The organism is Acinetobacter sp. B-6, from assembly GCF_056930735.1.
The window spans coordinates 539,222-563,462 of the sequence record NZ_JBXPBY010000001.1 but is presented as its reverse complement, the minus strand read 5'-3'; the positions used below and the strand labels follow the sequence as shown (position 1 = coordinate 563,462).

The following is a 24,241-nucleotide window of genomic DNA, read 5'->3' as shown; positions in this document are numbered from 1 at the left end:
TATACCGTTTGATCAATCATTTAAGAAATAATCCTACATCTTGAATAGTGATATTGTTTGTTCGCTCAGAAAGTGTACCTAAACAATCAAGTACCTAATATTCCGATGTCGATCTCAATTAAAGCTACATCATTCAACCCAACAAAAATCGTCACCCGACATGATCAATATTTTGTTGATCAAACATATTGAATTGAAAACTACAAATTTTAGCGATAAAAAAAGCTGAATCTTTCAACTCAGCTTTCAAATTAAATCATATTTGAGATGGTTTTATTTTTTATTCACATCTTTGAGTTCAATTTGCTTATGTTCTGGTTCAACCTCATGTGCTTCACCATCAATAATTGTGGAATCACGATATTGACCACCAGATTGTTGGTTTTGCATATCCTGCATCTGACGCATTAAATCTGCAAATGGATTTTGCCCTTGCGCATCCCCCATATTACCCATTCCACCCATCATATTATTCATCATGGCTTGCTGCTTTTTCGCCATGTATTTCATTCCTGCATTTTTAATTGCATTCTGAACAGGCGGTAAAATCACCAACAATGCTAAAACATCTGTGATCAAACCAGGAATCATCAATAAAATGCCCGCAAATGCTGTTGCCATTTTTTTAGCAATCGCAGGATCATTTCCCATCATTCCTGTCATTTGCATTTGCTGTAATTGCGGCATGATGGTTGAAGTGCTGGAACGTAATAGATTTAAACCAATCACAAAAGCAATGATAAACCAGAAGAATACGTACCAACCACTAATGAATTGAGCTACACCAATCCACACAGCAATTTCAAGAATGATACCAATCAAAATAATAGGAAAAAGTTTCATCGAAACAAAGCATCTCAAAGATAAATTAAATTTCAGCTTTGAAAGTCATACATCAAATGCCATGAATTTCATCACTGATATATTTATAAGGGCTTTCCCAAATTTTTAAAGGGTAATTTTGTGTTTAATCTCTAATTTCTTTATTTTTGCCATTCATTAGAGGATGTTTTATAAAATAAATACAGTGCCAATATTGTCCCAATCGGAAATAGAAACAGTAAAATCACTGCAATAAATCGCGAAATACGACGCCCTCTTTCTGAACCTTTTTCAGCTTCTAATGAAGCGATAAAATGCAAATACATCATCCAGCCGAAAACGAATACTAATATCAGAAAGGTAATCAATGCATCTAGATCAAATTTCTGCAATATTCCAAAACCGAGCAAGATAAAACCCAGCAGATAGATCAATGTGATTAAACGATGAATCCAATACACATGCTGGTTTTTAATTTGCACAAAATTCTTCAAGCAAGCACTCCCGTTTGTTGTTTGATTATACAGCCAATAAGTTAAAATTTTACTTACAATCGCTGGATAGCATCATATAATCAAAACAAGATTTACGATAAACAGTATTATGCCCTTAATTATTGGAATTGATCCCGGCTCACGTTTAACAGGTTACGGGATTATTGAAAAAGATGGTCAAAAGCTTTCTTTTATTGATGCAGGTACGATTCGTACTGAAACAACCGAAATGCCTGAACGTTTAAAACGAATTTTTGCAGGAATCGATCGTATTGTTCAATTCCATGGTCCGACAGAAGCAGCGGTTGAACAAGTGTTTATGGCACAAAACCCAGACTCAGCATTAAAGCTAGGTCAAGCCCGTGGTGCGGCTATTGCAGCCTTGGTCAATTTAGATCTACAAGTTGCTGAATATACTGCTCGGCAAATTAAACAATCTGTTGTCGGTTATGGTGCTGCAGACAAAGAACAAGTGCAAATGATGGTGATGAAGCTTTTGAATCTTTCAGTGAAGCCTCAACAAGATGCTGCTGATGCGCTTGCAGCCGCAATTTGCCACGCACATGCTTCAGGCAGTATGAGTAAGTTAGCCGTACTGAATGCCTTAGGTGGTATGGCACGAGGACGTAGCCGCAATAGTAGTCGTAGACGCTAATATATTCACACAATCTACAATTTATAAATCAAGGTACAGATGAAGCCTCATCTGTACCTAGCCTGTAAATATACAAAATCAAGTTTTATACGTTCTTAGATCAAGCCAAAATATTTTATCGAATTAGAAAATTTTTAAATAAGAATCCACTTCGCTATATTTCAATCGCCTCAGTTAATTTAAATAAGGCAGTGCATCTTTACGCACCTCACGAATACTCGGCTGTTTAGAATATGTTGCGATTAGCATTTTCCCAGAGTTTCTCAGATTTTTCTTCTGTTCAGGATCAATCCGAATCAAGACCAACTCTTCTGGAATGCGTGGATTCGCGCCCTCTCGAGAAATAATGAAATGTTGATTTCGTTCAAGAATTTTATAATTGGGAAATTCTTTCTGTAACTTCTCTTTAAAGCTCAGCGTTTTATCTTCTTTTTTACGGCTATCCAGCTGCGTGTATATAATCAGCACAATACATGCTGCAAAAACAATTCCAACGATTAAATACTTCTCTAACATTTTATTTCACTCGAATATATTTTTGCTGTTTCTCATTGTAGTGATAAACATGGGTTTCATTTATAGGAATAATTTTAGCACGATCTTCGATATAAATTCGTTGGGTACCTGTATAGGCAATTTCAATATCATATAAACCATCATGTACGGTGGTTAAGAATTGATAATCACCTTGGGTATTATAAATTTGCTCACTCCCTGAGACTTCATTGTCATTGCCAATTTCTGCAACAATTAACTTTTTAAGATATGGTTTTTCATCAAAAGGAACGATATATAAAGTGGTGCTTGAGTAACCTTGACGACTAAATTCTTGTTCTTCCACATAGGCTTTGATTTGTGGTCCCACTTTACGAATATTTTTTACAATATCTGAGGTCGGATATGGCAAATAATTAAAATCAGCATTCATCCAACTGTTTTCATCCTGACTTTGGCTGATCAGTTCAAATTGTGAAGAAGCATTTTTCTTAAAGATGTAAACTCGGGTAAAAGTCGCACATGCTCCACAAAAATTAAGCTCATGGTTATTTTTATCTACTGAAACTTCAGTGGTTGTGAACACATAACGTAATTCATTTTGTGCATTTCGATAGGTACGAGCGGGACTAAACACCACCACCGCATCATCACTATTTAAAGCATTGGTATATTCTGCATTTTTAATGCCGATATAGGAAATATTTTGCTGATCCAATTGATCAATCTTTGTAGTTTGAAGCTGTTTTTGATAAAAAGTATTGATCACTGTTTTAAAGTCTAAATCTTTTAGAATAGTTTTAGCATGATGATTTTCAGCCATTTTTTCATTTGTTTGCGCAACAACACTACTGTGAATACTACACATCAAAAAGCAACTGAATAAAAATATCTTAGTGATCATTTTAATTTATCTAGCAGTATTTTCATGTCAAATGGCTGATTTAACGAATCATTTCAAAATCAGTAAAATCTAAATCATGATTGATTTTATACTGTTCAATACTGGTGACCTCAGCCCTTAACGGTCCGACATAACAATGACGAATTAAACGTAGAATTGCTTGCTCATCTCCAACGACAACCGCTTCAACCTCACCGGATACTAAGTTTTTGACATAACCTTTTAGTTCTAACTGTAGTGCCTCTTTCTCAAACCAGCGACGATAGCCAACACCTTGTACATTACCATATATCAACAGTTTAACCGCATACATTGCCTATTTTACTCCTGACACTAATTAATCACACGATACACAGCATGTGCCATATGTTGTGCCTGTAAGCCACGAACACCTTGTTGTGCAAGATAATCACCAGCCTGTGCATGTAAAGTTACAATATCATGTAATTGCACATTTTCGGCAAATTGAGCTTTTAAACTGGCAATCATTCCTGCCAAAACATCTCCCATTCCGCCAGTGCCCATACCAGGATTGCCTGCAGTACAAATCCACAGCTTATCTTCGAGAATTAAGCTGCCTGCACCTTTCAATACCCAATTGCCTGAGTATTTCTTTTTTAGCCTGTGGATGGCATCTATACGATCAGACTCAATCTCAGCAATGGAGCAATCGAGTAGTTTTGCTGCCTCTCCGGGATGTGGTGTCAGATAAGTGTTTGAACTGAGTTCGGTGTTTTGCGTTGCCAAAAACCATAAAGCATCCGCATCAAAAACTACTTGTAAATGTGTACTTGCACAGATGGGTTTAAACCATTTTGAAAATTGTTGTTCAGCCCAATCATCTCGACCCAAGCCCATACCAAAACTCACTGCATCCACATGATTGATTAGAGATTGAATCCCATCTTCGGTAAGCACATTAATATCTTTGACCATAATATTAGGCGATCGCGCCAAAATAGCCGTATGATGTTTTTGGTGACAGACAATACTCACTTTTCCAGCACCCGCACAAAATGCAGACTCAGCAGCTAGGATCACTGCTCCACCCATATCTGCATGACCACCAACGACCAAGACATGCCCATAACTGCCCTTATGTCCAAAGGCTTGACGTTGTGGCAATTGAATTTGTTGAGGTGCTAATTGTGCTACTGCTTTTAGTGCTGAGTCAGTTGGAATCAGAGAAATCGTTTCAATTTGTCCAGAATATTCTTTACCCAACCCTGTAAATAATCCTGCTTTAAGCCCCAAAATAGTAAATGTATAATCTACTTTGACCGCAATAGGTTGTGGTTGACCTGTATTGGCATTTAAACCACTTGGTAGATCGACGGCAATTTTAATCCCTGTTTGCGTATTAAAATTTTGAATGATGGTTTGCCATGCTTGATCTAAATCACGATTTAAACCAATACCAAACAAGGCATCGATATGACAATCAAAAGACGCTTGAAGATCAAAATCCGAATGAATTTTTAATTGTTTTTGTCCTGCCAGTTGAATGGCTTGCTTCAAGTCAGTCGATGCACCAATCTCTGCGGCAAATATTTCTACAGCATAGCCACTTTGCTTTAAATAACTAGCAATACAGTAACCATCGCCTGCATTATTTCCATGACCACACCAAACTGCGATCGTTTTAACTTCGGGGTAGTTATTTTGAAAGAGTTGAAGCAAATGCTGAGCAATCGACCATGCTGCCTGTTGCATTAAACCAAAAGCACTATTTTGTTGACTAAACCATCGACGTTCCCATGCTTGAATTTCATGGCTATGATAAACTTGAGCTTGCATGTATTTATCCTTTTATTTTCACTCTTTTCAGCACATTGATCACTATGTCAGCAACATCAACCACTTCATCAATTTCTTTGCAACAGCTTGATCCTCAAGAATTAAAAGCTTGGATCAAACAACAGGCTTTGCAACTGGGCTTTGCTGATTGTGTCATTGCACGTCCTGATGCTCAAGCTGAATTACCAAGATTTAAAGAATATTTAAAGCGCGGTTATCATGGTGACATGAAGTTTTTAGAGGAAAATTTAGAAAAACGAGCTGATCCTACCTTATTGGTTCCAGGCACAAAAAGTATCATCTGTGTGCGAATGAATTATTTGGTCGAAACACCTAAACCACGCTATGTTCCTGATGAGCCTAATTTGGCCATCATCGCACGTTATGCTCGTGGGCGTGATTATCATAAAATTATGCGTGGGCGTTTAAAAACTTTAGCCACAATCATTAAAGATAAAGTGGGTGAATTTGAATCACGCCCATTTGCAGATTCCGCGCCTGTTTTTGAAAAATCACTTGCCGAAAATGCAGGAATGGGTTGGACAGGCAAACATACCCTACTCATTCATAAAAAATCAGGTTCCTTTTTTGTGTTAGGTGAACTTTTCACTTCACTGGATTTACCATTTGATGAACCAGCAACGTCACATTGTGGTTCATGTACTGCCTGCATTGATATCTGTCCAACTCAAGCCATTGTCGAACCGTATATGCTTGATGCACGCAAATGCATCGCATATTTAACCATTGAATATAAAGGAATCATCCCTGAAGACTTGAGGCGTGGTATAGGAAATCGTGTATTTGGCTGTGATGATTGCCAACTGATTTGTCCGTGGAATAGTTTTGCTAAAACCGCATCCATCACAGATTTTAACCCTCGACATGGTTTGGACCAAATGAGTTTATTAGACCTCTGGCACTGGGATGAACAGACATTTCTAAATTGCACTGAAGGTAGCCCACTTCGCCGCACAGGTTATCAAAGTTTTATGCGAAATATTGCAATAGGTTTAGGCAATGCACCATATTCAAGCGAAATTATTCAAGCTTTGACCCAACATCGCACATCGCATGATGAAGTTGTGCAAGTCCATATTGACTGGGCTATTGCAGAGCAACTGAATAAAAAATCTTCATTATAAATATATTCTTGGTCTATCAAACGACTGACTTTTAATGTTCAGATCTTTGCAAAGTTGTTATTTTTTTTAATTTTTAATGACTAAAACGCAGAAATTTTAAAATCTTAAAAATAAAATTTAGTAAGTAAATTTCAAGAAATCTGGTTAACTTTGCGACTATATTTATAATTTTAGTTTTCTATATGATTGAACTTTTCAATCGTAAGTTACCATCATATTTGAACATTTTTGCCCTATGGAATTGGCATGAATTATGTATTATATACAGGGATAGATAATGATGATCATGGATTAAACTAATGACAGTACGTAATGACTGGGCTCGTGAAGAAATTCAAGCTTTATATGAACAGCCTTTTTTAGACTTAGTCTTTAAGGCTCAACAAATTCATCGCGAGCATTTTGAAGCAAATAGCATTCAAGTCAGTACTTTACTTTCAATTAAAACAGGAAAATGCCCTGAAGATTGCAAATATTGTTCGCAATCTGCACGCTATGACTCAAAACTAGAAGCTGAAAAGCGTATCGCCGTAGAGAAAGTCATCAGTGAAGCCAAAGAAGCACTTGAATCTGGCTCTTCTCGTTTCTGTATGGGCGCAGCTTGGCGTAATCCACATGAACGCGATATGCCATATGTCTTAGAAATGGTGCGTGAAGTGAAAGCACTCGGTCTAGAAACATGTATGACACTAGGTATGCTCAACCAATCACAAGCTGAGCGTCTCCATGAAGCAGGTTTAGATTATTATAATCACAACCTAGATACTTCCCGTGAATATTATTCGCACATTATCAGCACCCGTACTTTTGATGATCGTTTAAACACTTTAGATCATGTGCGTAACGCAGGTATGAAAGTTTGTAGTGGTGGCATTGTGGGTTTAGGTGAAAACCGCAATGACCGCATTGGTTTATTACATGAATTAGCAACCCTGCCTGTACATCCTGAATCTGTACCCATCAATATGTTAGTTCCAATAGAAGGAACACCGCTTGCTGATGTAGAAAAGCTGGATGTTACTGAGTGGATTCGAACCATTGCAGTTGCACGTATTATTATGCCGAATAGCTATATTCGTCTTTCAGCTGGTCGTGAATCACTTAGCGATTCAGATCAAGCCCTCGCATTTATGGCAGGTGCAAACTCGTTATTTAGTGGTGAAAAGTTATTAACCACACCGAATGCTGGTGAAGGCAAAGACAAACAGTTATTTAATAAATTAGGTCTAAAAGCTGAAAAAGCCAAACCAACTGTTGCTGAACTTTCTGTAGATGCAATGGCAAGTTAATTAATGCTTAAATTCTAACATCATGTCTTTGTGCATGGTGTTAGAAACATTGCTTTGCTTTAAAATGCTTCACTTTTTCTTAGCTTTCTTTCTTAACTCTATTTCTAAAAGTTATATTTCTAAAAGCTCTGTTTCTAAAAACTCGCTTAAATAATCATTACACTATTTTTCTTCTGCATTTGATCTACAATATCATCTGACTTAAAACCAAGTCGCCAATACAATAATTGCAATACATCCAATTCATCTTGGGTAATAATCCGATCATTCCATAAGCAAATTTCTGCAACACCAAGAATACTTAAACGATCACGTAATAATAGACCTGCAATATCATTTAAGATTTCACCTAAATCAATCGGCTCATCTGAAATTTCTTCAAATAACTCAAGCTCATCTTTGGATAAAACACGTTCTAAAATCTCATAACGTACATCGAGTTGATTGGCACTGTTGATTTGTTGAACGTGCAATAAGGCATCAATTAAACGCACAATCTGAGGTTTCACCGTTTCAAGTGATGAAGGTGTATGCATCGGTAGCAAATGTAATTCAGCTTTTACCCGCTCAATTAACAGCGCATCCAATAAGCCTATTTCGCCATCTTCCTGAATAATTTTCGCAAGTTTCGTTACAAATTGACGCGCACTCGTTGCAGGCATATTACCCAGATTTTCACAAGCATCATGAAAAATTTGGATGTGGATACGCCCATCCATACTCAACAATGAGTCAATAATGGCTCGACTCACCGCAGCATCAGATGGTATAAACTCTCGATATTGCCGAATCATTAAAATTGCAACCATAACCTCACGTGACCCAGTCGCAGTCTGCATTGCACGCTGGATTAAATCTGAGCGTTCTATTTGACGGCGCACTTCTGGATTTAAGGGTTTAATTGCATCATTCAGGGCAAAGCTAATGGGCGATAAACGTAACAAAGGCAATGGCTGTGGTGACACCCACGGATTATAAACTTCACCAGAAGACTCTTCTAATGGACGCAACAAGCTAAATAACGGCTGACTGCGTAATTTCTTTAAATTTTCTAATTGCAAATCTTGCAATAAAGTCGGATTCAACTCATAGATCCGATCTTCAATATTAGGATGAATATTCAACCAGCTTTGTGGACTCAATGAGTTGGCAAAGCACATATGTGCAATTGCTTCTGAAAACTCACTATGAATTTGCGAACCTGCATGATGCACATAAATACGTAATAAAGTCTGCACATTAGCATTATTCAGCAATAACTTCTTCGTTTTATAGTCATTATAAAAAGTACGTCCACCCAATGTGAAATATTTAATCAAACGATTGATTAAAATCCCCATACTACCCAATAGCCAAATCACACCGCCCACAGCAACAAAACTGGTTTCGAATTTATGTTGATTGCCTTTGGCGTTGTAGCGATTAAAACCTTGCTTGGCAATTTTGCTTCCTAACTGACTAAATGTAATCAGTCCGCTATAAAGAATCTTAAGTCGAGTATTTTCACGGGCTTCGCCAGACAAAATTTGATTAAACTCATGCCCCAACAACCCGTAAAGTTCTAATTCATCAAGATTCTGCAATGCACCCCAAGTTAAAATAATTACCGTATCTCTTGGGTGGAAACCTGCAGTTAAGGCATTAACACCAACTTCATCCGGTAAAACATATAAAGTCGGTGCATCAATCTCAAAGGTTTCTGCAAATTTATCTGCAAGATGAATTGCTACACTTTCTTCTGGGGTACTTTCGATCTGACTTAAACGACGTGCTTTTAACTGTTTGGCTAATGAGTGCCCACCAGTACGAAAAACATAAAATTCATAGGCAATTGACCAGCCAATAATGATAATAATTAACCCGACACAGTAAGGGCTTAAAACATGCCACCAAATTTGCTGTTCACGATCGACATAATGTACCAATAACCCCAAAACGGTATTGAGAATAAAAATAGTCAATATGACTGCAAGCAAACAGATACTCGCAGACCACAACATATTCTTGTTTTTTATCAAATAATGGCTGACATCTTTCAATGTAAAATTCCTCATTACATTGCAAAACACTATAAATGAAAAAAGCGGGAACTTCCCGCTTTTTCTCAATGAAAATCAATTCTGATTTACATCTCTTCTTTAATACCACATAGATCAACCGAAGATGCGTCAATATTGACATCAATATAACCATCTTTTTGCTTTTTCGCAGTATCATTACGACTTTGCTCAAGATCATTTAAATATTGTTCGTCAATATCGCCAGTCACGTAAACACCATCAAAAACCGAACAATCAAACTCTTGAACTTCTGGTACTTTACTGGTTCTCACCGCAGCTTTTAAGTCATCCAAATCTTGGAAAATCAAACGATCAGCACCAATAATATTTTGAATTTCTTCAACACTACGATGAGATGCAATCAATTCTGCTTTAGCTGGCATATCGATCCCATACACATTTGGATATTTCACCATCGGTGCAGCAGAGGCAAAATAAACATTTTTTGCACCTGCGTCACGTGCCATTTGAATGATTTCATTACAGGTTGTACCACGTACGATCGAATCATCCACCAACAACACGTTCTTGTCTTTAAACTCAAGTTCAACTGGGTTTAACTTTTGACGTACAGATTTTTTACGTTGTTGTTGACCTGGCATAATGAAGGTACGACCGATGTAACGGTTTTTCATAAAGCCTTCACGGAATTTCACCCCGAGAATATTCGCCAATTCTAAAGCTGATGTACGGCTTGTATCTGGAATCGGGATAACCACATCAACATCATGCGCTTCACCCCATTCACGAAGAATTTTCTTCGCCAGCGTCTCACCCATTTTCAAGCGTGCTTTGTAGACAGAAATTCCATCTATAGTGGCATCTGGACGTGCAAAATACACATATTCAAAAATACACGGACGATAACGTGGTTGACTGGCACATTGCTGTGAGTAGAACTCACCTTCAGCGTTAATAAATACCGCTTCACCCGGCTCAATATCACGCTCAACTTTAAAGCCCAATGCAGTAATCGCAACTGACTCTGAAGCAATGATATATTCTTTTTCACCATTTTCAGTCAGGCGCGAACCATAGATTAATGGACGAATACCATTTGGATCACGGAACCCCACTAAGCCATGTCCAGTAATCATTGCAACGACACCATAAGCACCTTTGCACCGCTCATGTACACGTTTAACTGTATGGAAAATATCGTCTGGAGATGGTGTTAATGAGGCACATTTTTGCAATTCATGTGCAAACACATTCAGCAAGACTTCTGAGTCAGAATCTGTATTCATATGACGCAAGTCAGTTTTAAACAGATCATCATGAATATCAGCAGCATTGGTAAGATTACCATTGTGCGCCAAAGTTATCCCATAAGGTGAGTTTACGTAAAAAGGTTGCGCTTCAGCACTGCTTGAAGAACCAGCAGTTGGATAACGAACATGACCAATACCATAGTTACCGAGCAATGCGCGCATGTGGCGAGTATGGAATACATCACGAACCATACCATTGTCTTTTCTCAAGAAAAGACGACCATTATGACAAGTCACAATCCCAGCTGCATCCTGTCCACGATGTTGTAACATCGTCAACGCATCAAATAACATTTGGTTTACAGGTGCTTTACCTGCTATACCAACGACTCCACACATAACTACCTCGCAGACCAGCTAGGACTAATAAAACGGATTTTTTGTCGAATGTGCTGATTGATCATCCTCTTCAGATGTTGATGATCGTTCAGTATTTCTCACAGCAGCGTCATCGGGATGCGCTTGTGACTGTATATGATTTAATGCTTCATTTGCAGCATCTTTAGAAATTTCTGAAGCTAAGGGTGCAAACGGCAAAAGTGTTTGAATAAATTTTGACTGTTTCCACGTTGGCGAACTGTCAACCCAAGGACCTAATCCTTGCATTGTTATGAGGACAATGAATAAACCTTTCAAGGTCCCCAGTGCACCACCTGCCAAACGATTTAAAGGACCTAGTTTTAAGCTCTTTAAAATTTGATTGAGAATTGCTGTTGCAATCCATGTTAAAACGATAATAACCAAGACAATAAATGCAAATGCTGCAATTTTTTGCACCACAGGATCTTGACTGAGTGCAGACATGGAAGGTGCGATGATATTGGCATATTTAGCACCAACAATCAGTGCAAAAATCCATCCTATCAAGTTCGCAAAGGCTTTCACGAATCCTTGTCGCAAACCGTTTAGCCCTCCAATGAGCAATATAATCAGTATGATAATGTCTAGGGTATTCATATTTAGGTCATAGCATTAACACAGTCTTTGATCAGTGTAGGACCTGTATAGATCATACCACTATAAATTTGAACCAAACTCGCACCTGCCTGTTGTTTTGCAACAGCGTGTTCACCCGATAAAATTCCACCAACACCGATTAACGGAATTTTACCCTGTAATAGTTTTGAAAAGGCAGCCAAACAAGCTGTGCTCTTTTCAAATACAGGTGCTCCAGATAACCCACCAGCTTCATCACCAAATGGTAGACCTTCGACACCTTCACGAGATAAAGTTGTATTGGTTACAATAAGCCCATCAATTTTAAACTGCAACAATTGTGAAGCAATAAATTCAATATCTGTTGCATCTAAATCTGGTGCAACTTTGAGAACAAGTGGAACATAGTGCTGTAATTCTTCAGCCAACTCTAACTGACGTTTTTTGAGAGTTTCTAAAAGTTCAGTCAGTGCATGACCACTTTGTAAAGAGCGCAAATTTTTCGTATTCGGTGAAGAAATATTCACCGTAATGTAAGATGCGTAGTGATAAACTTTTTCTAGACAAATTAAATAATCTGAAACAGCATCTTCAACAGGCGTTGTGGCGTTTTTTCCGATATTGATTCCAAGAATGCCTTTAAATTTTGCTGCTTTGACATTCTCAACCAATTTGTCTACCCCATCATTGTTAAAACCCATACGGTTAATGATGGCTTTTGCTTGTGGAATACGGAAAAGACGTGGGTGTGGATTGCCTTCTTGTGGTTTAGGTGTAATGGTTCCGATTTCAATAAAACCAAAACCCAAACCCGCTAAGGCATCGATATATGCACCATTTTTATCCAAACCTGCAGCTAATCCAACTGGATTAGGAAACTCAATCCCCATACAGGTGACTGGTTTTGACGCAACAGCTTGACGCATCGCACCCAATTTATGGGCTGATTTAAGCATGGATAATGTGAGTTCATGTGCACGCTCTGGTGCTAAAGAAAACAACAAAGGGCGAGCAAGTGAATACAACATAGCTATAAAAGTCTACTGCTTTTTAAGTTGCCACATTATAGGCACAGTATGCTGAAAAGGCTATGCTTGAACTGTGTTTATTTTCAGTACTTACTGTACCGTCGCTGTTAATTTAATCTGTGCGCCCTCTTTAACCAGCTCCATCTTTTCCAAGCTAACACCCATCTGCGCGATTTGAGTCAGAAAGTTTGCCAGAACAGCATAATTCTGATGTTGTGCAACAATTTGAAATTGTTCACCAACCTGTTGTGAAGCCACTGAAAGCCCTTGTTGTTGTGCAACACGTTGAATTTTATCTGCGGTGGTTAATGCTAAATCATCCGCAGGTTTCATGGTGACTACATTACTTTGCATCCAAACCACGAGGTCTTTCATTTCATTTAAACGCAACTGTTGTTTTTCAGCAGCTTTATGGGTATACCACAAGGCTGCACCAACGGCGGCAACTATTACAAAAATCGTTGTGAAAATAACCATAATACGTTCACGTGCTGACATTTTTTCTAAATTGTCAGTCATCTTTTCGGACCACGTGTCTAAACGGTTTTGAAAGCTTTCCATTGTTTTCATCATTGTATCTTCACTAAACCAACCACAGTCGCACCCTGTGTCTGAATATTACCCAGCTCCGCCTTAAAACCTTGTTGGTTTAACTGCGTGACCAATGTCTGTAATGCTTCTGAACTCTTGGCAACTAAATCCATATTCAAGACAGAAGTTTCATAATTAACCCGATTGGCAATAATCTGATGCTGCATCAAAATTGGACCAACACGACTGAGCAATTGCAATGCCTGTGTATTGGCACCCTGACTAAGTTCTAGTTTATTCTTAAACTGACGTTGAACAGATTCCTCAGTAATTCGCTGTTCATTGGGAAACCATTTTTTATACTGATCTACTGCAATCAATGCTGTTTGATCGGCAACTTTTTTCAGTTTAAACCAGCGCAGAGCATCATAACTCAGCTGTGCAACAATCAAAGCCACCACTAAAACTGCACATGCTTGCCAATAACGAGACACTCCGTCATTTGCCTGTTTGGCTTTAGGCAAGACATTAAATGGATGCTGCTTTGCCTTTTTAATTTCAGTAAACTGATAATTAAATGGCTCACGTTGTTCAGCCGTCGCTACAGCAAATAAACTGGTCGCTTGTACATCAGTCAACGCACTATATAAAAAAGTTTTTTCTTGATCTGCAAAATCCAAATACAGACCAAGATCATCGATTGAATTACCTAGAAACTCATTCTCACGCACCAACAATTGCCCATTGACATTGGCTAAGATCAGCTGATTTTCTTCTGGAATAGGCAACATTAGAAAGTCAGGCAATAAAGAAACAATCTTTAAAGGAATCAAAGACAAAGAGTGCTGAATTGTAGTGATCGTATGTTGATTCACACCCAATACTGAAACTTGATCGGGTTGCTGAAAGTGCGAAAACACTTTAATTTGGTCAATCGGTAAAATGACATATTCTTCAAGTAAATATTTAACACCATCTGCGCCCAATTGTTTATATTGAGCTTTGCTAAACTTTTGTTGAAGAATTTGCACTTCACGACTTGGAAAGAACACAACCGCTTCTTCACCTTGGTAAAGTTTAATATCTTGTATTAATTGTTCCAGACTCGAAGATGTAGTCCAATCACTTCCTCGAGACCATTGCCAAACCCCATTGGCTTCAGGCATCCATAAGTACAACATTTATCGTTTTCTGCCGTGTGTTCTTTTAACAATGCTTTTATACAGTTGGAATAAAGGCTTTATTTTGAGTAGATAGACCATTTGCAATGACCGTTTGCTCATAAATACGAGCTTCTGCCAAGGCAAAAGGATTAAAATGCTCATGTGTCAGTTGTTCAGCAATATGCCCAACCACATTCATATGACATACCACCACAATACGTTCAAATGGTAATTGTGACAACCATTCAATTGCTAATTTTGCATCATCTTCAGGCTTAATTTTGTCACAGATCAATACTGATACTTCAGGAAAATAAGCCTGTATATGGGACAATGTTTCCTGTGCTCTCAATAACGTGCTCACAACAAATACATCTGGTTGTACTGTTTCTTTTAAAAATTGTGCTGTTTGTTCCGCTTGTAAATGCCCACGTTCTGTTAAAGGACGTTTACTGTCCACACCATTGATTGCTGGGGCTGCTTCACCATGACGCACCAAAGTCAGTTGCATAAGATTTCCTTTTTAATACCGCACTGATTATAACGAGGCTTTGTTACAAATCTATCTCTCAACCTCAAATTGTAATCAATTAAACCTCATTGTGTGGCAACACAAACTCTACATCACTTCGATGTCCATTTTTCATCAAGGAAACTGCGATATTGAGTGGTGGTGCACCTTCAAAAATAACTTCATAAAGTGCTGTGGTAATTGGCATATAAACATCCAATTCTTTAGCACGCGCATTTACTTGTACAATGGTATTGATGCCTTCTGCGGTTTGCCCCAGTTCTTTCGTCGCTTGTTCCAGTGTCTTTCCAGAACCTAATGCAAAACCAACTTGATAGTTCCGACTCAGTGGACTATTACAGGTTGCAAATAAATCTCCAACCCCAGATAAGCCAAGGAATGTCAATGGATTAGCACCCAACTTAACAGCAAAACGACTCATTTCTGCTAATGCTCGGGTTAAAATCATACTTCGTGTGTTTTCACCTACTTTATACGCCACAGCCATACCCATTGCCACAGCGTAAATATTCTTCAATGCACCGCCAAGCTCGACACCATGTACATCATCACTGCCGAAGACCCGAAATAATGCACTGTGTAAAGCCTGTTGTACTGCATAACGCACCAACTCACTGTCACTTGCGATGACTGTACCTGCAGGTTGTCCAGCCACAATCTCTTTGGCTAAGTTTGGACCAGAAAGCACACCATAAGGTACTTCTGGCAGTTCTTCACGAATAATATCACTCATGAAACTAAAACTTTTGGCTTCAATACCTTTGGTTAAAGACACCACAGCTTGTGCACTAATGAACGGCTTGATCTGGCGCAACACATCACGAAATGAATGGCTAGGAATAGCAACCAGAATAATGTCACGATCACGTACAGCCTTTTCCAAATTTGACTCAGCACGTAGCCCTGCTTCTAATTGAAAGTCTGGAAGATAGCGTTTGTTGATATGCGTCGCATTGATCTCTGCCGCGATAGCTTCATCACGAATCCAAATCATGGTGTCACAACCATTGCGTACTGCTGTGTTCGCCATTGCTGTGCCGAAACTACCACCACCGAGTACAGTCACACGTAATGCTGTTTTTTGATCCAATACCACGGGTTCAATTAAATCTTTAAAGCGTAAATCCGACATTATTATTATCCTAAAAACCTATCCTAAATATTACATGTAAATGTTTAACGAGTTTTCACAGTTGAGATCTCGTTATTTTTGTGATTAATTCTGCCAAAAATGAACATATGCTTGAGTGTCACTTTCGGGACGCGGTGCAATTTCTTTTGCAGCAGTACCCACATAGACAATACCTGAAATTAAATCACGTTCATCTAAACCAAGTGCTAACTTTAGGTGTTTAGATTCAACCACTGCCCCACTACGCCACATTGTTGCAAAACCTTGTGCTTGTAAAGACAATAAAAAATTTTGAATCGCTGCGCCACTACTTAATGTCTGTTCAAAAAATGGAACTTTGGGATGATCTTGAAATTTAGTCACAGCCAAAACCAAAATCGGTGCTCGAAATGGATGATGTTTTACCCGTTCAATTTGAACTGGGTCAGTTTCCCCTAGGTCTGCAATAGATTGAGCCAATAACTTACCAAAAGCTTCGCGCTGTTGACCTTCGATCACAATAAATTGTGTCGGTTTTAAACGATGATGGTCGGGTGCTGTAAGCGCTGCCTGAAATGCCACATTCAGTTGCTCATGTGAGGGCGCAGGTTCAATCAAATGACCAATGGACTGGCGTTTATGGATATTGTCATGTACTGCTTTGAAATTTAAATCTGACATTGAGCTAGCTGTAATCTATTTAAATGAACTGTTTGTAAGATTAGCACACTCTAAAATCATTACGCTATCTCAGCAGAAATTTACTCAACAGCTATGTCTATTTTTTTAAATAACTCTCAGACAAAACTTTATTTTCTGAGAATTACCATGATCAACAAATAGGCGTTTTTAGCAATAAGTCCCATAAAAACTGCAAAATTTATACATGTTTTTCAATATTTAGCACATATTCTATGTTCAAATCATAGCTAATTAATAAAATTCTTTTTATTTTTCACTGATCATTTGGAGTCAATATGAATAAATTTACTGCTCTTTCACTCCTTGCCAGTTCTGCACTACTTCTTAGTGCATGTGCATCAAACCCAACACAAACATTAGCAATTCAAAAAGCCGACAATCAATATGAAGTCACAGGCTTAGGTAAAGATCAAATTACGGCAAAAAACAACGCCATTGTTGCTGCCAACAAAACTTGTGGCAAAAAAGCAGCACCTGTCTTAATCAATGAAAAAACTGAATATCATGGCAGTTTAAATGGTGTGGTCGATGAGCAGACGGGTAAAATGATCACTGCTGCGGCTGGCGTAATCGGCTCGGTCATGGGTAAAAATTATGGTATTGAAAAAGATACTGACTACCAAAGCACTTTAACCTTTAGCTGTAAAGCCAACTAATACGATGAGTTGAATTAAAAATCCCACGATTAAAGTGGGATTTTTAATTTGATCTATGCCAAGTTAATTTATGTGTTTAGCAATAACCTTCTAAACGGGTCAAAGGTAATTTCTGTCCAATGGCTTTTTCAATCGTTGGCAAATTAAAGGCATCATCTTCCGACAAGAAACTAATACTTACCCCTTGTGTTCCAGCTCGCCCAGTACGCCCAATACGATGTACATAATCATCAGACTGTTCAGGTAGAGTGAAATTGATCACATGCGATACACCATCTACATGAATACCACGACCTGCAACATCTGTTGCGATCATGATGTTATGTTTACCATTTTTAAATTGGTCTAGCATTTTCAAACGCTTGTCTTGTGCAATCTCGCCAGACAGCATGACCACTTTATAACCATCCGCCTTCAAATGATCATACAATTTACGGACCTGATCACGACGATTCGCAAAAATCATCACTTTTTCGATTGGTTCATCCGTTAAAATTTCACGTAATAACTTATATTTGTCTTTCTTTTCGACCACATAAACGCGTTGCTCAACATCAGCATTGGTTTTCTTTTCAGGTTCAATTTCTACAGTGACAGGTTCGAAAAGCCATTGTTGTGCAAGATTAAGTACGTCATAACTAAAAGTAGCTGAAAACATTAAAGTTTGACGTTGTTCTTTACGTGGAGAAAAACGCACAATGCGTTTTACTGAAGGGATAAAGCCCATATCCAATAAACGGTCAGCTTCATCAATGACTAAAAACTCAATTTGATCTAACCAGATTTCTTTTTGTTCAGTAAAATCAATTAAACGCCCTGGTGTTGCGACTAAAATATCAACAAAACCTTGATCCAACTGCTTTCTCTGCTTGTCAAAATCTACACCACCAACCAAAGTGACGACATTTAAACCGCTATATTTCACCAAATCTTTGGCGTCGTTTTCAATTTGAATCGCTAGCTCTCGTGTAGGTGCAAGAATCAAAGCACGTGGTTCACCACGAAAACGCTGTGTTTGAATCGGATTATTGAGCAAATCATTAATAATACTGACTAAGAATGCTGCTGTTTTTCCAGTACCTGTTTGAGCACGCCCAATTGCATCATGACCTGCCAAAGTATACTTCAATACTTTTTGTTGGATGGGGGTCATTTCTTTAAACCCTAAAGCATCAATCGCTTGTTTAAGTTGCGGATGTAAATTAAGGGTTTCGAAACCTGATGACATAAATACGAGCTCTAACTGTAGACACTTTGAATTGCGCCCATTATAAACAAAAAACGCCCCAATTTATAAAAAATTGGAGCGCCACTTAAATTTTTAAAAATTTAAGATTAGTCTAAAGGCTGAACTTCTTCAGCTTGAAAACCTTTTTGACCTTGTACAACGCTAAATTCAACACGTTGACCGTCACGAAGTGAACGATGACCTTCACCTTGAATAGCACGGAAATGAACGAAAACGTCATCACCGCCTGCGCGTTGGATAAAGCCGAAGCCTTTAGTGTCGTTGAACCATTTAACTACGCCTTGTTCACGAGCTGTCATAAGTTAATCCTCAGTTATTAAGAAAAGGGACCACCCGGTGTTGCAAACAGCAGAGCAAACAAAGTTTTAAAATATTTTGTAATTTCAAAGCTTGTAATCATTCTGTAAAACTATTAACAAAATCCCGGTTACATCCATTTGTAATAGGGTTCAAAACAACAATTGTTTCTGACAAATCCTAAATACGCAACGAGCTTAACATGGGTTTATGACAATTAATAGAATTTTTTTTGATAATTATTTTCGATATCAAGCTTATTTTTTAAACACCTTAAATATTATTTTTTATCAACGCAAGAATATTGCAAATTGTGTTGGGTAGTTCTAAGAAACTTGCTAAAATAATACTTCCATAACAGTGTTATATTTTTGCCATAAAATGAATGAAACTTTAGGTCAAATACCTATTGATACAAATCCAATTGAAATTGACAGTCTGGGTAAACCCTGCCCTATGCCTTTGTTAATGTTGAAACGTGAATTAAAAAAAGCACTGCCTCAGCAAATGTTCTTGTTAAAGTCATCTGACCCACATAGTATGATCGACATTGCCCGTTACTGCGAAATACATCAGCTCGACTGTCAATTGACTCAAGTATCCGAGCATGAATTTCATTACTTAATTGAATCTTAATTATTTTCAATTAAAATTTATTTTTGCAAATTGGCATATATATTTACATTTCTATACCCAAATTTTCTTACTTATGTACAATATTCGAATTAAGATGAATGCATTAGTAATACGACGAAATTCCTATAAGGAGAACTCATGAGTGACAGCAGCAATCAGTTGATGCCCCTGTCCTTATCTGCACCAGGTGTTAACTTAGGTGCTTATATCAGCACCGTAAATCAGATTCCAATTTTGACAGCTGAGCAAGAAAAAGAGTTAGCTGATCGTTATTTCTATGATCAAGATTTAGATGCTGCAAAAATGTTAGTGATGTCTCACTTACGTTTCGTGGTTCATATTGCCCGCAGTTATGCAGGTTATGGCTTGCCACAAGGTGATTTAATTCAAGAAGGTAATCTCGGTTTAATGAAAGCTGTTAAACGTTTCGATCCTAATATGGGCGTGCGTTTAGTGTCTTTTGCAGTGCACTGGATTAAGGCTGAGATTCATGAATATGTGATCCGCAACTGGCGAATTGTCAAAATTGCGACCACAAAGGCGCAACGTAAATTATTTTTTAATTTACGTAGTCTTAAAAAGTCGAGCAAAAAACTGACCCTTGAAGAAGCACAATCAATTGCTAAAGACTTGAATGTTACACCAGAACAAGTCTTGGAAATGGAAGGTCGATTGACTGCTTATGATGCAGCTTTCGAAGCTCAAGGTGATGACGATGATGAAGGTTCAACCCATGTTGCCCCTGCATTATATCTAGAAGATAACCGTTATGATCCTGCGCGTTTGGTTGAAGAAGAAGATTATGAAGAACAAAGTACTTCGGCTTTACATGATGCGATGGAACAGTTAGATGATCGTTCAAGAAATATCTTGCAACGCCGTTGGTTAGATGATGATAAATCTACATTACACGAGTTAGCGGCAGAATATAATGTTTCAGCTGAACGTATTCGCCAATTAGAAAAAAATGCCATGGATAAAATTAAGATTGCCATGTCATCCAACTAACTTCTATCCGTGAAAACATCGGTTTTAATAAAAGGGCGATCTGCCCTTTTATTTTGCTTAAAGTTTTATTGAATCTCGTATCTTCATAGATTTTGCCTTTAATCCGAGTTAAATTTTATGTTATGGTTATGCGCAAATTGATGCAGATGAATGGCTTATGTGGATTGCAATTTCAGCACTGAATTTAGCACTTGCAGTAATCTTAGGTGCATTTGGGGCGCATGGTTTAAAAACCCGAGCAACAGAAGCACAGTTGACTTGGTGGCAAACAGCAACTGATTATTTCTTCTATCATGCCCTCGGTTTATTGGCATTGGCAATACTCAGTAAAGTCATTCCTCAACTTCCAATCAAAGCCAGTTTTATGCTGATCCAAATCGGAATTCTATTTTTTTGCGGTTCGCTATATATCATGGCACTTGGCTTACCACGTGGCTTAGGTGCAATTACACCGATTGGCGGTGCATTGATGATTGCTGGATGGTTGGTGCTTGCCTGGAATGCATTAAAATACGCAAAATAATTCTGTTTTGACTTTTGAAATCACAATTTGCGCAATCAAATGGAATGTCTATGCAAATTTTCTTAAATGGTGAGCCCCAAGAAACCTCTTGCCAAAATCTTTTACAACTGGTTCAAGAACTTTCACTGGAAGGTAAACGCTTTGCCGTTGAAATGAATGAAATGATCATTTCTAAAAGCAAACTTGAACTCACCCCTATTGCTGAAAAAGACCGTATTGAAATCATTCATGCGGTTGGTGGCGGCTAATTTGGAGCTCTCCCATGCTAGATTTAACGACTGAAAACTCGCCGCTTATTATTGGTTCACGCACCTTCCAGTCTCGTCTTCTTGTCGGCACAGGCAAATATAAAGACATGCAGGAAACAGATTTAGCCATCCAAGCGAGTGGTGCTGAAATTGTGACGGTTGCTATTCGACGTGTAAATATTGGACAAAATCCAGATCAACCGAATTTATTGTCGGTGATTCCACCTGAGAAATATACCATCCTTCCAAATACCGCAGGTTGTTTTGATGCCAATAGTGCGGTACGTACCTGTATGTTGGCACGTGAGCTTTTGGACGGACACAACTTGGTCAAACTTGAGGTTTTGGGTGATGAAAAAACCCTGTACCCGAATGTGACCGCAACACTCGAAGCAGCACGTACGCTTATTGATGATGGGTTTGAAGTGATGGTTTATACATCAGATGATCCAATTGTTGCACAAGAACTTGAAAGTATGGGTTGTGTCGCGATTATGCCTTTAGGCAGCCTCATTGGTTCAGGGCTTGGAATTTTAAATCCACATACCATTTCCATCATCAAAGAAAATGCAAAGGTTCCAGTGTTGGTCGATGCTGGTGTTGGTACAGCGAGTGATGCAGCTATTGCAATGGAATTGGGTTGTGATGGTGTATTAATGAATACAGCAATTGCTGCTGCACAAAATCCTGTTTTGATGGCTTCAGCAATGAAAAAAGCTGTCGAAGCGGGTCGTGAAGCTTATTTGGCAGGTCGCATGCCACGTAAGCGAATGGCAAATGCAAGTTCACCTGAAACAGGTTATTTCTTTAAATAACTTCAACCAAATCGCTTGTTGATGATTCACTCAAAGACTTAGATTGTCTAAAAGGGTTTTTCGAAATTCTTTTAGACTGAAAATATCTTACTAACTGATGTTACGCACTTGATTTAAATTAAGTAGGTGAAAAAGAAAAAGCTAAATTTACACGACGGAGTCTTACATCCAAAGTTTAAATTTATGGAATAGCCTTCGGCTCGAGGTACTTTTGTTTTGGCATGAGGAGCGAAGCTCCGCAAGGGTAACCATCTTGCGCAGCGGTATCGCTGCTCACCGCAGAACTCGTTCACTATCGCCAAAATATTCAAAGTTTCGCAGAAACTTTACTTATTAGAAGGAGTCCTGCCTCAAGCAATTGCGGATGACGTTTTCGCGTATCCATATTCTTCTAGCTCCAAAATTTAATTTTAGAGTTACTGCGTAACATCAGTTAATAAACAGTTAATAAATCAATTGAGAAAAATGATGTTTAAAATAATAAATACATGTCTTTTCATAATGGCTTATTCACCGGTCATAAGTTTTGCAAATCAATCAACAGGCGCTCTACAAAAATTTGTACCGCATGATTGGGAAATACTTTCTCAAGCCAAGGGTGATTTGAATCAGGATGGAAAAGAAGATATTGCACTGCTCATCCAACCGAAAAACAAACATCAACACAAACGTAAACTTTTGATATTATTAAAAACGGATCAGCAATTACAACTCAAACTAAGTCAACACATTCCAAAGTGGACCTACCGTGCAAATGAGCCTTGTGCAGAAGATGCGCTTGATGATTCATCTTTAAACATAAAAAATCAACGTTTGGAATTGTTATTCAATAGTATGTCATCGTGTAGCAATACCTATGGTTTAATTACCACATATAGTTTTAAACTAAACCAAAATCACTTCCATTTAATTGGCTATGACTCATCTTATCTGGATAAAATTACTGGTCAACAAGACGAAATTAGTATTAACTTTTTGACACATAAAGCCAAACTCAGCACAACTCCAAATATTTTTGCTGAAGTTGAAACGCCACCTAAAGTGATTTGGAAAACAATCAAGTCAGCCAAAAGCTACACTGTGGAAACTGTACCTTGGGAGAATGAAGCGTTAGTTTTCAATTTTAGTGCTCAATTTATTGGAGAAAAATAATGAAAAACAAAATTGATTTAGTTTTATTTTGTGCATTGACGACCTGTTCAACTTTAGCTTGTGCAAACAACACCACACCCTATCAATCATTTATTCCTAAAAATTGGAAAGTATTGAGCCAAGCACAAGGTGACTTAAATGGTGATCGGCAAACTGATGTTGCCTTGATTATTGAAAATACTGATCCCAAAAATATTGTGACCAATGATCGTTTAGGTAACCCTCAACTGAATTTAAACCAACGAAAGCTATTAATTTTACTTAAATCCCCTCAAGGCTATCGTCTTGCAGCAAGTAATTCCACTTTACCCAGCGAAGGAGACCAAGAATCTCCTTGTCTTGCCGACCCTTTAGGCGAAGGTAATCCAATCACCATCAAAAATGGATTAGTGCAAATTAATTTACATTATTGGCTCAGTTGTGGTTCATGGTATGTGAGCAATCATGTTTTTACTTTCCGCTACCAAAATCAATCTTTTCAGCTGATTGGATATGATGTTAATGACTTCCATCGTGCGTCTGGTGAAACCAATGCAAAAAGTATCAATTTTTTAACAGGAAAAATCAAAAAAACTACGGGTGGCAATGGCTTTGAAGATCAAAAACAAACTGCCCAAGTATCATGGTCAAAGTTAAAACAAAAATATGCACTCACACTGGAACGAATTGACTTTAAAAACTATGGAGAATATGAATAAAAACGTTTTAAACTTGATCAAGCC

At 38.0% G+C, this 24,241-nt stretch carries 28 protein-coding genes; 11 read left to right on the top strand and 17 right to left on the bottom strand.

Going from position 1 to position 24,241, the window contains the following annotated elements:
* Positions 1 to 273: 273 nt before the first annotated feature.
* Both AC1Z3T_RS02565 and AC1Z3T_RS02560 read right to left on the bottom strand, forming a co-directional pair.
* Positions 274 to 843, bottom strand: coding sequence for an FxsA family protein (locus AC1Z3T_RS02565; protein WP_004824315.1), 570 nt, complete (start codon positions 841 to 843; stop codon positions 274 to 276).
* 140 nt (positions 844 to 983) lie between these two features.
* Positions 984 to 1,316, bottom strand: a complete 333-nt coding sequence (locus tag AC1Z3T_RS02560) for a hypothetical protein (protein WP_100885414.1) — start codon at positions 1,314 to 1,316, stop codon at positions 984 to 986.
* Positions 1,317 to 1,425: 109 nt separating this feature from the next.
* Here AC1Z3T_RS02560 and ruvC point away from each other — a divergent pair, with 109 nt between their 5' ends.
* Complete coding sequence (ruvC, locus tag AC1Z3T_RS02555) at positions 1,426 to 1,971, top strand: crossover junction endodeoxyribonuclease RuvC (protein ID WP_004824318.1); 546 nt, start codon at positions 1,426 to 1,428, stop codon at positions 1,969 to 1,971.
* 174 nt (positions 1,972 to 2,145) lie between these two features.
* Here ruvC and AC1Z3T_RS02550 read toward each other — a convergent pair whose 3' ends face one another.
* From AC1Z3T_RS02550 to AC1Z3T_RS02535, 4 genes are all read right to left on the bottom strand, one after another.
* Positions 2,146 to 2,487: a hypothetical protein gene (locus AC1Z3T_RS02550; RefSeq protein WP_100885415.1), complete on the bottom strand. Its 342-nt coding sequence runs from the start codon at positions 2,485 to 2,487 to the stop codon at positions 2,146 to 2,148.
* A 1-nt stretch (position 2,488) separates the two neighbouring features.
* Positions 2,489 to 3,289 carry a hypothetical protein gene (locus AC1Z3T_RS02545; protein ID WP_483396454.1) on the bottom strand — a complete coding sequence of 267 codons (801 nt, stop codon included), beginning with the start codon at positions 3,287 to 3,289 and terminating at the stop codon, positions 2,489 to 2,491.
* Positions 3,290 to 3,410: 121 nt separating this feature from the next.
* Positions 3,411 to 3,683 carry an acylphosphatase gene (locus AC1Z3T_RS02540; RefSeq protein ID WP_004824321.1) on the bottom strand — a complete coding sequence of 91 codons (273 nt, stop codon included), beginning with the start codon at positions 3,681 to 3,683 and terminating at the stop codon, positions 3,411 to 3,413.
* A gap of 20 nt (positions 3,684 to 3,703) precedes the next feature.
* Positions 3,704 to 5,167: an NAD(P)H-hydrate dehydratase gene (locus AC1Z3T_RS02535; protein WP_100885417.1), complete on the bottom strand. Its 1,464-nt coding sequence runs from the start codon at positions 5,165 to 5,167 to the stop codon at positions 3,704 to 3,706.
* Between the two features lie 44 nt (positions 5,168 to 5,211).
* On the opposite strand from AC1Z3T_RS02535, the gene queG reads away from it, so the two are divergent.
* Together queG and bioB are read left to right on the top strand one after the other, a co-directional pair.
* On the top strand, positions 5,212 to 6,312 hold the full coding sequence (gene queG / locus AC1Z3T_RS02530; protein WP_100885418.1) for a tRNA epoxyqueuosine(34) reductase QueG: 1,101 nt from the start codon (positions 5,212 to 5,214) through the stop codon (positions 6,310 to 6,312).
* A 299-nt stretch (positions 6,313 to 6,611) separates the two neighbouring features.
* Positions 6,612 to 7,601, top strand: a complete 990-nt coding sequence (gene bioB / locus AC1Z3T_RS02525; protein WP_042089693.1) for a biotin synthase BioB — start codon at positions 6,612 to 6,614, stop codon at positions 7,599 to 7,601.
* A 146-nt stretch (positions 7,602 to 7,747) separates the two neighbouring features.
* On the opposite strand, the gene AC1Z3T_RS02520 is transcribed toward bioB, so the two are convergent.
* The 9 genes from AC1Z3T_RS02520 to AC1Z3T_RS02480 form a co-directional block, all read right to left on the bottom strand.
* Positions 7,748 to 9,640, bottom strand: coding sequence for a M48 family metalloprotease (locus AC1Z3T_RS02520; RefSeq protein ID WP_009585160.1), 1,893 nt, complete (start codon positions 9,638 to 9,640; stop codon positions 7,748 to 7,750).
* 86 nt (positions 9,641 to 9,726) lie between these two features.
* On the bottom strand, positions 9,727 to 11,271 hold the full coding sequence (gene purF, locus AC1Z3T_RS02515; RefSeq protein ID WP_004824330.1) for an amidophosphoribosyltransferase: 1,545 nt from the start codon (positions 11,269 to 11,271) through the stop codon (positions 9,727 to 9,729).
* A gap of 24 nt (positions 11,272 to 11,295) precedes the next feature.
* Entirely contained in the window at positions 11,296 to 11,889 is a 594-nt protein-coding gene (locus AC1Z3T_RS02510; RefSeq protein ID WP_005032151.1) for a CvpA family protein, read from the bottom strand.
* A gap of 2 nt (positions 11,890 to 11,891) precedes the next feature.
* Positions 11,892 to 12,896 (bottom strand): quinone-dependent dihydroorotate dehydrogenase, encoded by a 1,005-nt coding sequence (locus tag AC1Z3T_RS02505; RefSeq protein WP_009585152.1) that lies wholly within the window; start codon positions 12,894 to 12,896, stop codon positions 11,892 to 11,894.
* Positions 12,897 to 12,986: 90 nt separating this feature from the next.
* On the bottom strand, positions 12,987 to 13,466 hold the full coding sequence (locus AC1Z3T_RS02500) for a type II secretion system protein GspM (RefSeq protein ID WP_010591075.1): 480 nt from the start codon (positions 13,464 to 13,466) through the stop codon (positions 12,987 to 12,989).
* Positions 13,466 to 14,608 (bottom strand): type II secretion system protein GspL, encoded by a 1,143-nt coding sequence (gene gspL, locus AC1Z3T_RS02495; protein ID WP_100885419.1) that lies wholly within the window; start codon positions 14,606 to 14,608, stop codon positions 13,466 to 13,468. The genes AC1Z3T_RS02500 and gspL overlap by 1 nt, the downstream gene beginning before the upstream one ends.
* A gap of 37 nt (positions 14,609 to 14,645) precedes the next feature.
* Complete coding sequence (gene sixA, locus AC1Z3T_RS02490; RefSeq protein ID WP_004824336.1) at positions 14,646 to 15,101, bottom strand: phosphohistidine phosphatase SixA; 456 nt, start codon at positions 15,099 to 15,101, stop codon at positions 14,646 to 14,648.
* Positions 15,102 to 15,180: 79 nt separating this feature from the next.
* A complete protein-coding gene (locus AC1Z3T_RS02485; protein WP_004824339.1) occupies positions 15,181 to 16,254 on the bottom strand; it encodes an NAD(P)H-dependent glycerol-3-phosphate dehydrogenase in 1,074 nt (357 codons plus the stop codon).
* A gap of 84 nt (positions 16,255 to 16,338) precedes the next feature.
* Positions 16,339 to 16,914, bottom strand: a complete 576-nt coding sequence (locus tag AC1Z3T_RS02480; RefSeq protein ID WP_100885420.1) for a nitroreductase family protein — start codon at positions 16,912 to 16,914, stop codon at positions 16,339 to 16,341.
* 296 nt (positions 16,915 to 17,210) lie between these two features.
* Between AC1Z3T_RS02480 and AC1Z3T_RS02475 the strand changes: the two genes are divergently transcribed.
* Positions 17,211 to 17,591, top strand: coding sequence for a hypothetical protein (locus AC1Z3T_RS02475; RefSeq protein ID WP_009585180.1), 381 nt, complete (start codon positions 17,211 to 17,213; stop codon positions 17,589 to 17,591).
* A gap of 76 nt (positions 17,592 to 17,667) precedes the next feature.
* Here AC1Z3T_RS02475 and rhlB read toward each other — a convergent pair whose 3' ends face one another.
* Positions 17,668 to 18,819, bottom strand: a complete 1,152-nt coding sequence (rhlB, locus tag AC1Z3T_RS02470) for an ATP-dependent RNA helicase RhlB (RefSeq protein ID WP_004824345.1) — start codon at positions 18,817 to 18,819, stop codon at positions 17,668 to 17,670.
* A 107-nt stretch (positions 18,820 to 18,926) separates the two neighbouring features.
* On the bottom strand, positions 18,927 to 19,139 hold the full coding sequence (locus tag AC1Z3T_RS02465) for a cold-shock protein (protein WP_004824348.1): 213 nt from the start codon (positions 19,137 to 19,139) through the stop codon (positions 18,927 to 18,929).
* 379 nt (positions 19,140 to 19,518) lie between these two features.
* Here AC1Z3T_RS02465 and AC1Z3T_RS02460 point away from each other — a divergent pair, with 379 nt between their 5' ends.
* The 7 genes from AC1Z3T_RS02460 (at position 19,519) to AC1Z3T_RS02430 (ending at position 24,217) form a co-directional block, all read left to right on the top strand.
* Positions 19,519 to 19,773, top strand: coding sequence for a sulfurtransferase TusA family protein (locus AC1Z3T_RS02460; protein WP_100885421.1), 255 nt, complete (start codon positions 19,519 to 19,521; stop codon positions 19,771 to 19,773).
* Between the two features lie 138 nt (positions 19,774 to 19,911).
* A complete protein-coding gene (gene rpoH / locus AC1Z3T_RS02455) occupies positions 19,912 to 20,781 on the top strand; it encodes an RNA polymerase sigma factor RpoH (protein WP_004824351.1) in 870 nt (289 codons plus the stop codon).
* A 157-nt stretch (positions 20,782 to 20,938) separates the two neighbouring features.
* Positions 20,939 to 21,304: a DUF423 domain-containing protein gene (locus AC1Z3T_RS02450; RefSeq protein WP_004824352.1), complete on the top strand. Its 366-nt coding sequence runs from the start codon at positions 20,939 to 20,941 to the stop codon at positions 21,302 to 21,304.
* A gap of 50 nt (positions 21,305 to 21,354) precedes the next feature.
* Positions 21,355 to 21,552, top strand: a complete 198-nt coding sequence (gene thiS, locus AC1Z3T_RS02445) for a sulfur carrier protein ThiS (RefSeq protein WP_004824354.1) — start codon at positions 21,355 to 21,357, stop codon at positions 21,550 to 21,552.
* A gap of 14 nt (positions 21,553 to 21,566) precedes the next feature.
* Positions 21,567 to 22,367, top strand: a complete 801-nt coding sequence (locus AC1Z3T_RS02440) for a thiazole synthase (RefSeq protein WP_042089688.1) — start codon at positions 21,567 to 21,569, stop codon at positions 22,365 to 22,367.
* Positions 22,368 to 22,868: 501 nt separating this feature from the next.
* On the top strand, positions 22,869 to 23,519 hold the full coding sequence (locus AC1Z3T_RS02435) for a hypothetical protein (RefSeq protein ID WP_228153595.1): 651 nt from the start codon (positions 22,869 to 22,871) through the stop codon (positions 23,517 to 23,519).
* Positions 23,519 to 24,217 carry a hypothetical protein gene (locus AC1Z3T_RS02430; RefSeq protein ID WP_100885424.1) on the top strand — a complete coding sequence of 233 codons (699 nt, stop codon included), beginning with the start codon at positions 23,519 to 23,521 and terminating at the stop codon, positions 24,215 to 24,217. Before AC1Z3T_RS02435 ends, AC1Z3T_RS02430 begins: the two co-directional genes overlap by 1 nt.
* The last annotated feature ends 24 nt before the right edge of the window (positions 24,218 to 24,241 follow it).

Bases quoted from the DNA above. Each gene is read 5' to 3' on its own strand.
- AC1Z3T_RS02565 (WP_004824315.1), bottom strand. From the start codon at position 843: ATGAAACTTTTTCCTATTATTTTGATTGGTATCATTCTTGAAATTGCT.
- ruvC (WP_004824318.1), top strand. From the start codon at position 1,426: ATGCCCTTAATTATTGGAATTGATCCCGGCTCACGTTTAACAGGTTAC.
- AC1Z3T_RS02550 (WP_100885415.1), bottom strand. From the start codon at position 2,487: ATGTTAGAGAAGTATTTAATCGTTGGAATTGTTTTTGCAGCATGTATT.
- AC1Z3T_RS02545 (WP_483396454.1), bottom strand. From the start codon at position 3,289: ATGGCTGAAAATCATCATGCTAAAACTATTCTAAAAGATTTAGACTTT.
- AC1Z3T_RS02540 (WP_004824321.1), bottom strand. From the start codon at position 3,683: ATGTATGCGGTTAAACTGTTGATATATGGTAATGTACAAGGTGTTGGC.
- AC1Z3T_RS02535 (WP_100885417.1), bottom strand. From the start codon at position 5,167: ATGCAAGCTCAAGTTTATCATAGCCATGAAATTCAAGCATGGGAACGT.
- queG (WP_100885418.1), top strand. From the start codon at position 5,212: ATGTCAGCAACATCAACCACTTCATCAATTTCTTTGCAACAGCTTGAT.
- bioB (WP_042089693.1), top strand. From the start codon at position 6,612: ATGACAGTACGTAATGACTGGGCTCGTGAAGAAATTCAAGCTTTATAT.
- purF (WP_004824330.1), bottom strand. From the start codon at position 11,271: ATGTGTGGAGTCGTTGGTATAGCAGGTAAAGCACCTGTAAACCAAATG.
- AC1Z3T_RS02510 (WP_005032151.1), bottom strand. From the start codon at position 11,889: ATGAATACCCTAGACATTATCATACTGATTATATTGCTCATTGGAGGG.
- AC1Z3T_RS02505 (WP_009585152.1), bottom strand. From the start codon at position 12,896: ATGTTGTATTCACTTGCTCGCCCTTTGTTGTTTTCTTTAGCACCAGAG.
- AC1Z3T_RS02500 (WP_010591075.1), bottom strand. From the start codon at position 13,466: ATGAAAACAATGGAAAGCTTTCAAAACCGTTTAGACACGTGGTCCGAA.
- gspL (WP_100885419.1), bottom strand. From the start codon at position 14,608: ATGTTGTACTTATGGATGCCTGAAGCCAATGGGGTTTGGCAATGGTCT.
- sixA (WP_004824336.1), bottom strand. From the start codon at position 15,101: ATGCAACTGACTTTGGTGCGTCATGGTGAAGCAGCCCCAGCAATCAAT.
- AC1Z3T_RS02485 (WP_004824339.1), bottom strand. From the start codon at position 16,254: ATGTCGGATTTACGCTTTAAAGATTTAATTGAACCCGTGGTATTGGAT.
- AC1Z3T_RS02480 (WP_100885420.1), bottom strand. From the start codon at position 16,914: ATGTCAGATTTAAATTTCAAAGCAGTACATGACAATATCCATAAACGC.
- AC1Z3T_RS02475 (WP_009585180.1), top strand. From the start codon at position 17,211: ATGAATAAATTTACTGCTCTTTCACTCCTTGCCAGTTCTGCACTACTT.
- rhlB (WP_004824345.1), bottom strand. From the start codon at position 18,819: ATGTCATCAGGTTTCGAAACCCTTAATTTACATCCGCAACTTAAACAA.
- AC1Z3T_RS02465 (WP_004824348.1), bottom strand. From the start codon at position 19,139: ATGACAGCTCGTGAACAAGGCGTAGTTAAATGGTTCAACGACACTAAA.
- AC1Z3T_RS02460 (WP_100885421.1), top strand. From the start codon at position 19,519: ATGAATGAAACTTTAGGTCAAATACCTATTGATACAAATCCAATTGAA.
- rpoH (WP_004824351.1), top strand. From the start codon at position 19,912: ATGAGTGACAGCAGCAATCAGTTGATGCCCCTGTCCTTATCTGCACCA.
- AC1Z3T_RS02450 (WP_004824352.1), top strand. From the start codon at position 20,939: ATGTGGATTGCAATTTCAGCACTGAATTTAGCACTTGCAGTAATCTTA.
- thiS (WP_004824354.1), top strand. From the start codon at position 21,355: ATGCAAATTTTCTTAAATGGTGAGCCCCAAGAAACCTCTTGCCAAAAT.
- AC1Z3T_RS02440 (WP_042089688.1), top strand. From the start codon at position 21,567: ATGCTAGATTTAACGACTGAAAACTCGCCGCTTATTATTGGTTCACGC.
- AC1Z3T_RS02435 (WP_228153595.1), top strand. From the start codon at position 22,869: ATGGCTTATTCACCGGTCATAAGTTTTGCAAATCAATCAACAGGCGCT.
- AC1Z3T_RS02430 (WP_100885424.1), top strand. From the start codon at position 23,519: ATGAAAAACAAAATTGATTTAGTTTTATTTTGTGCATTGACGACCTGT.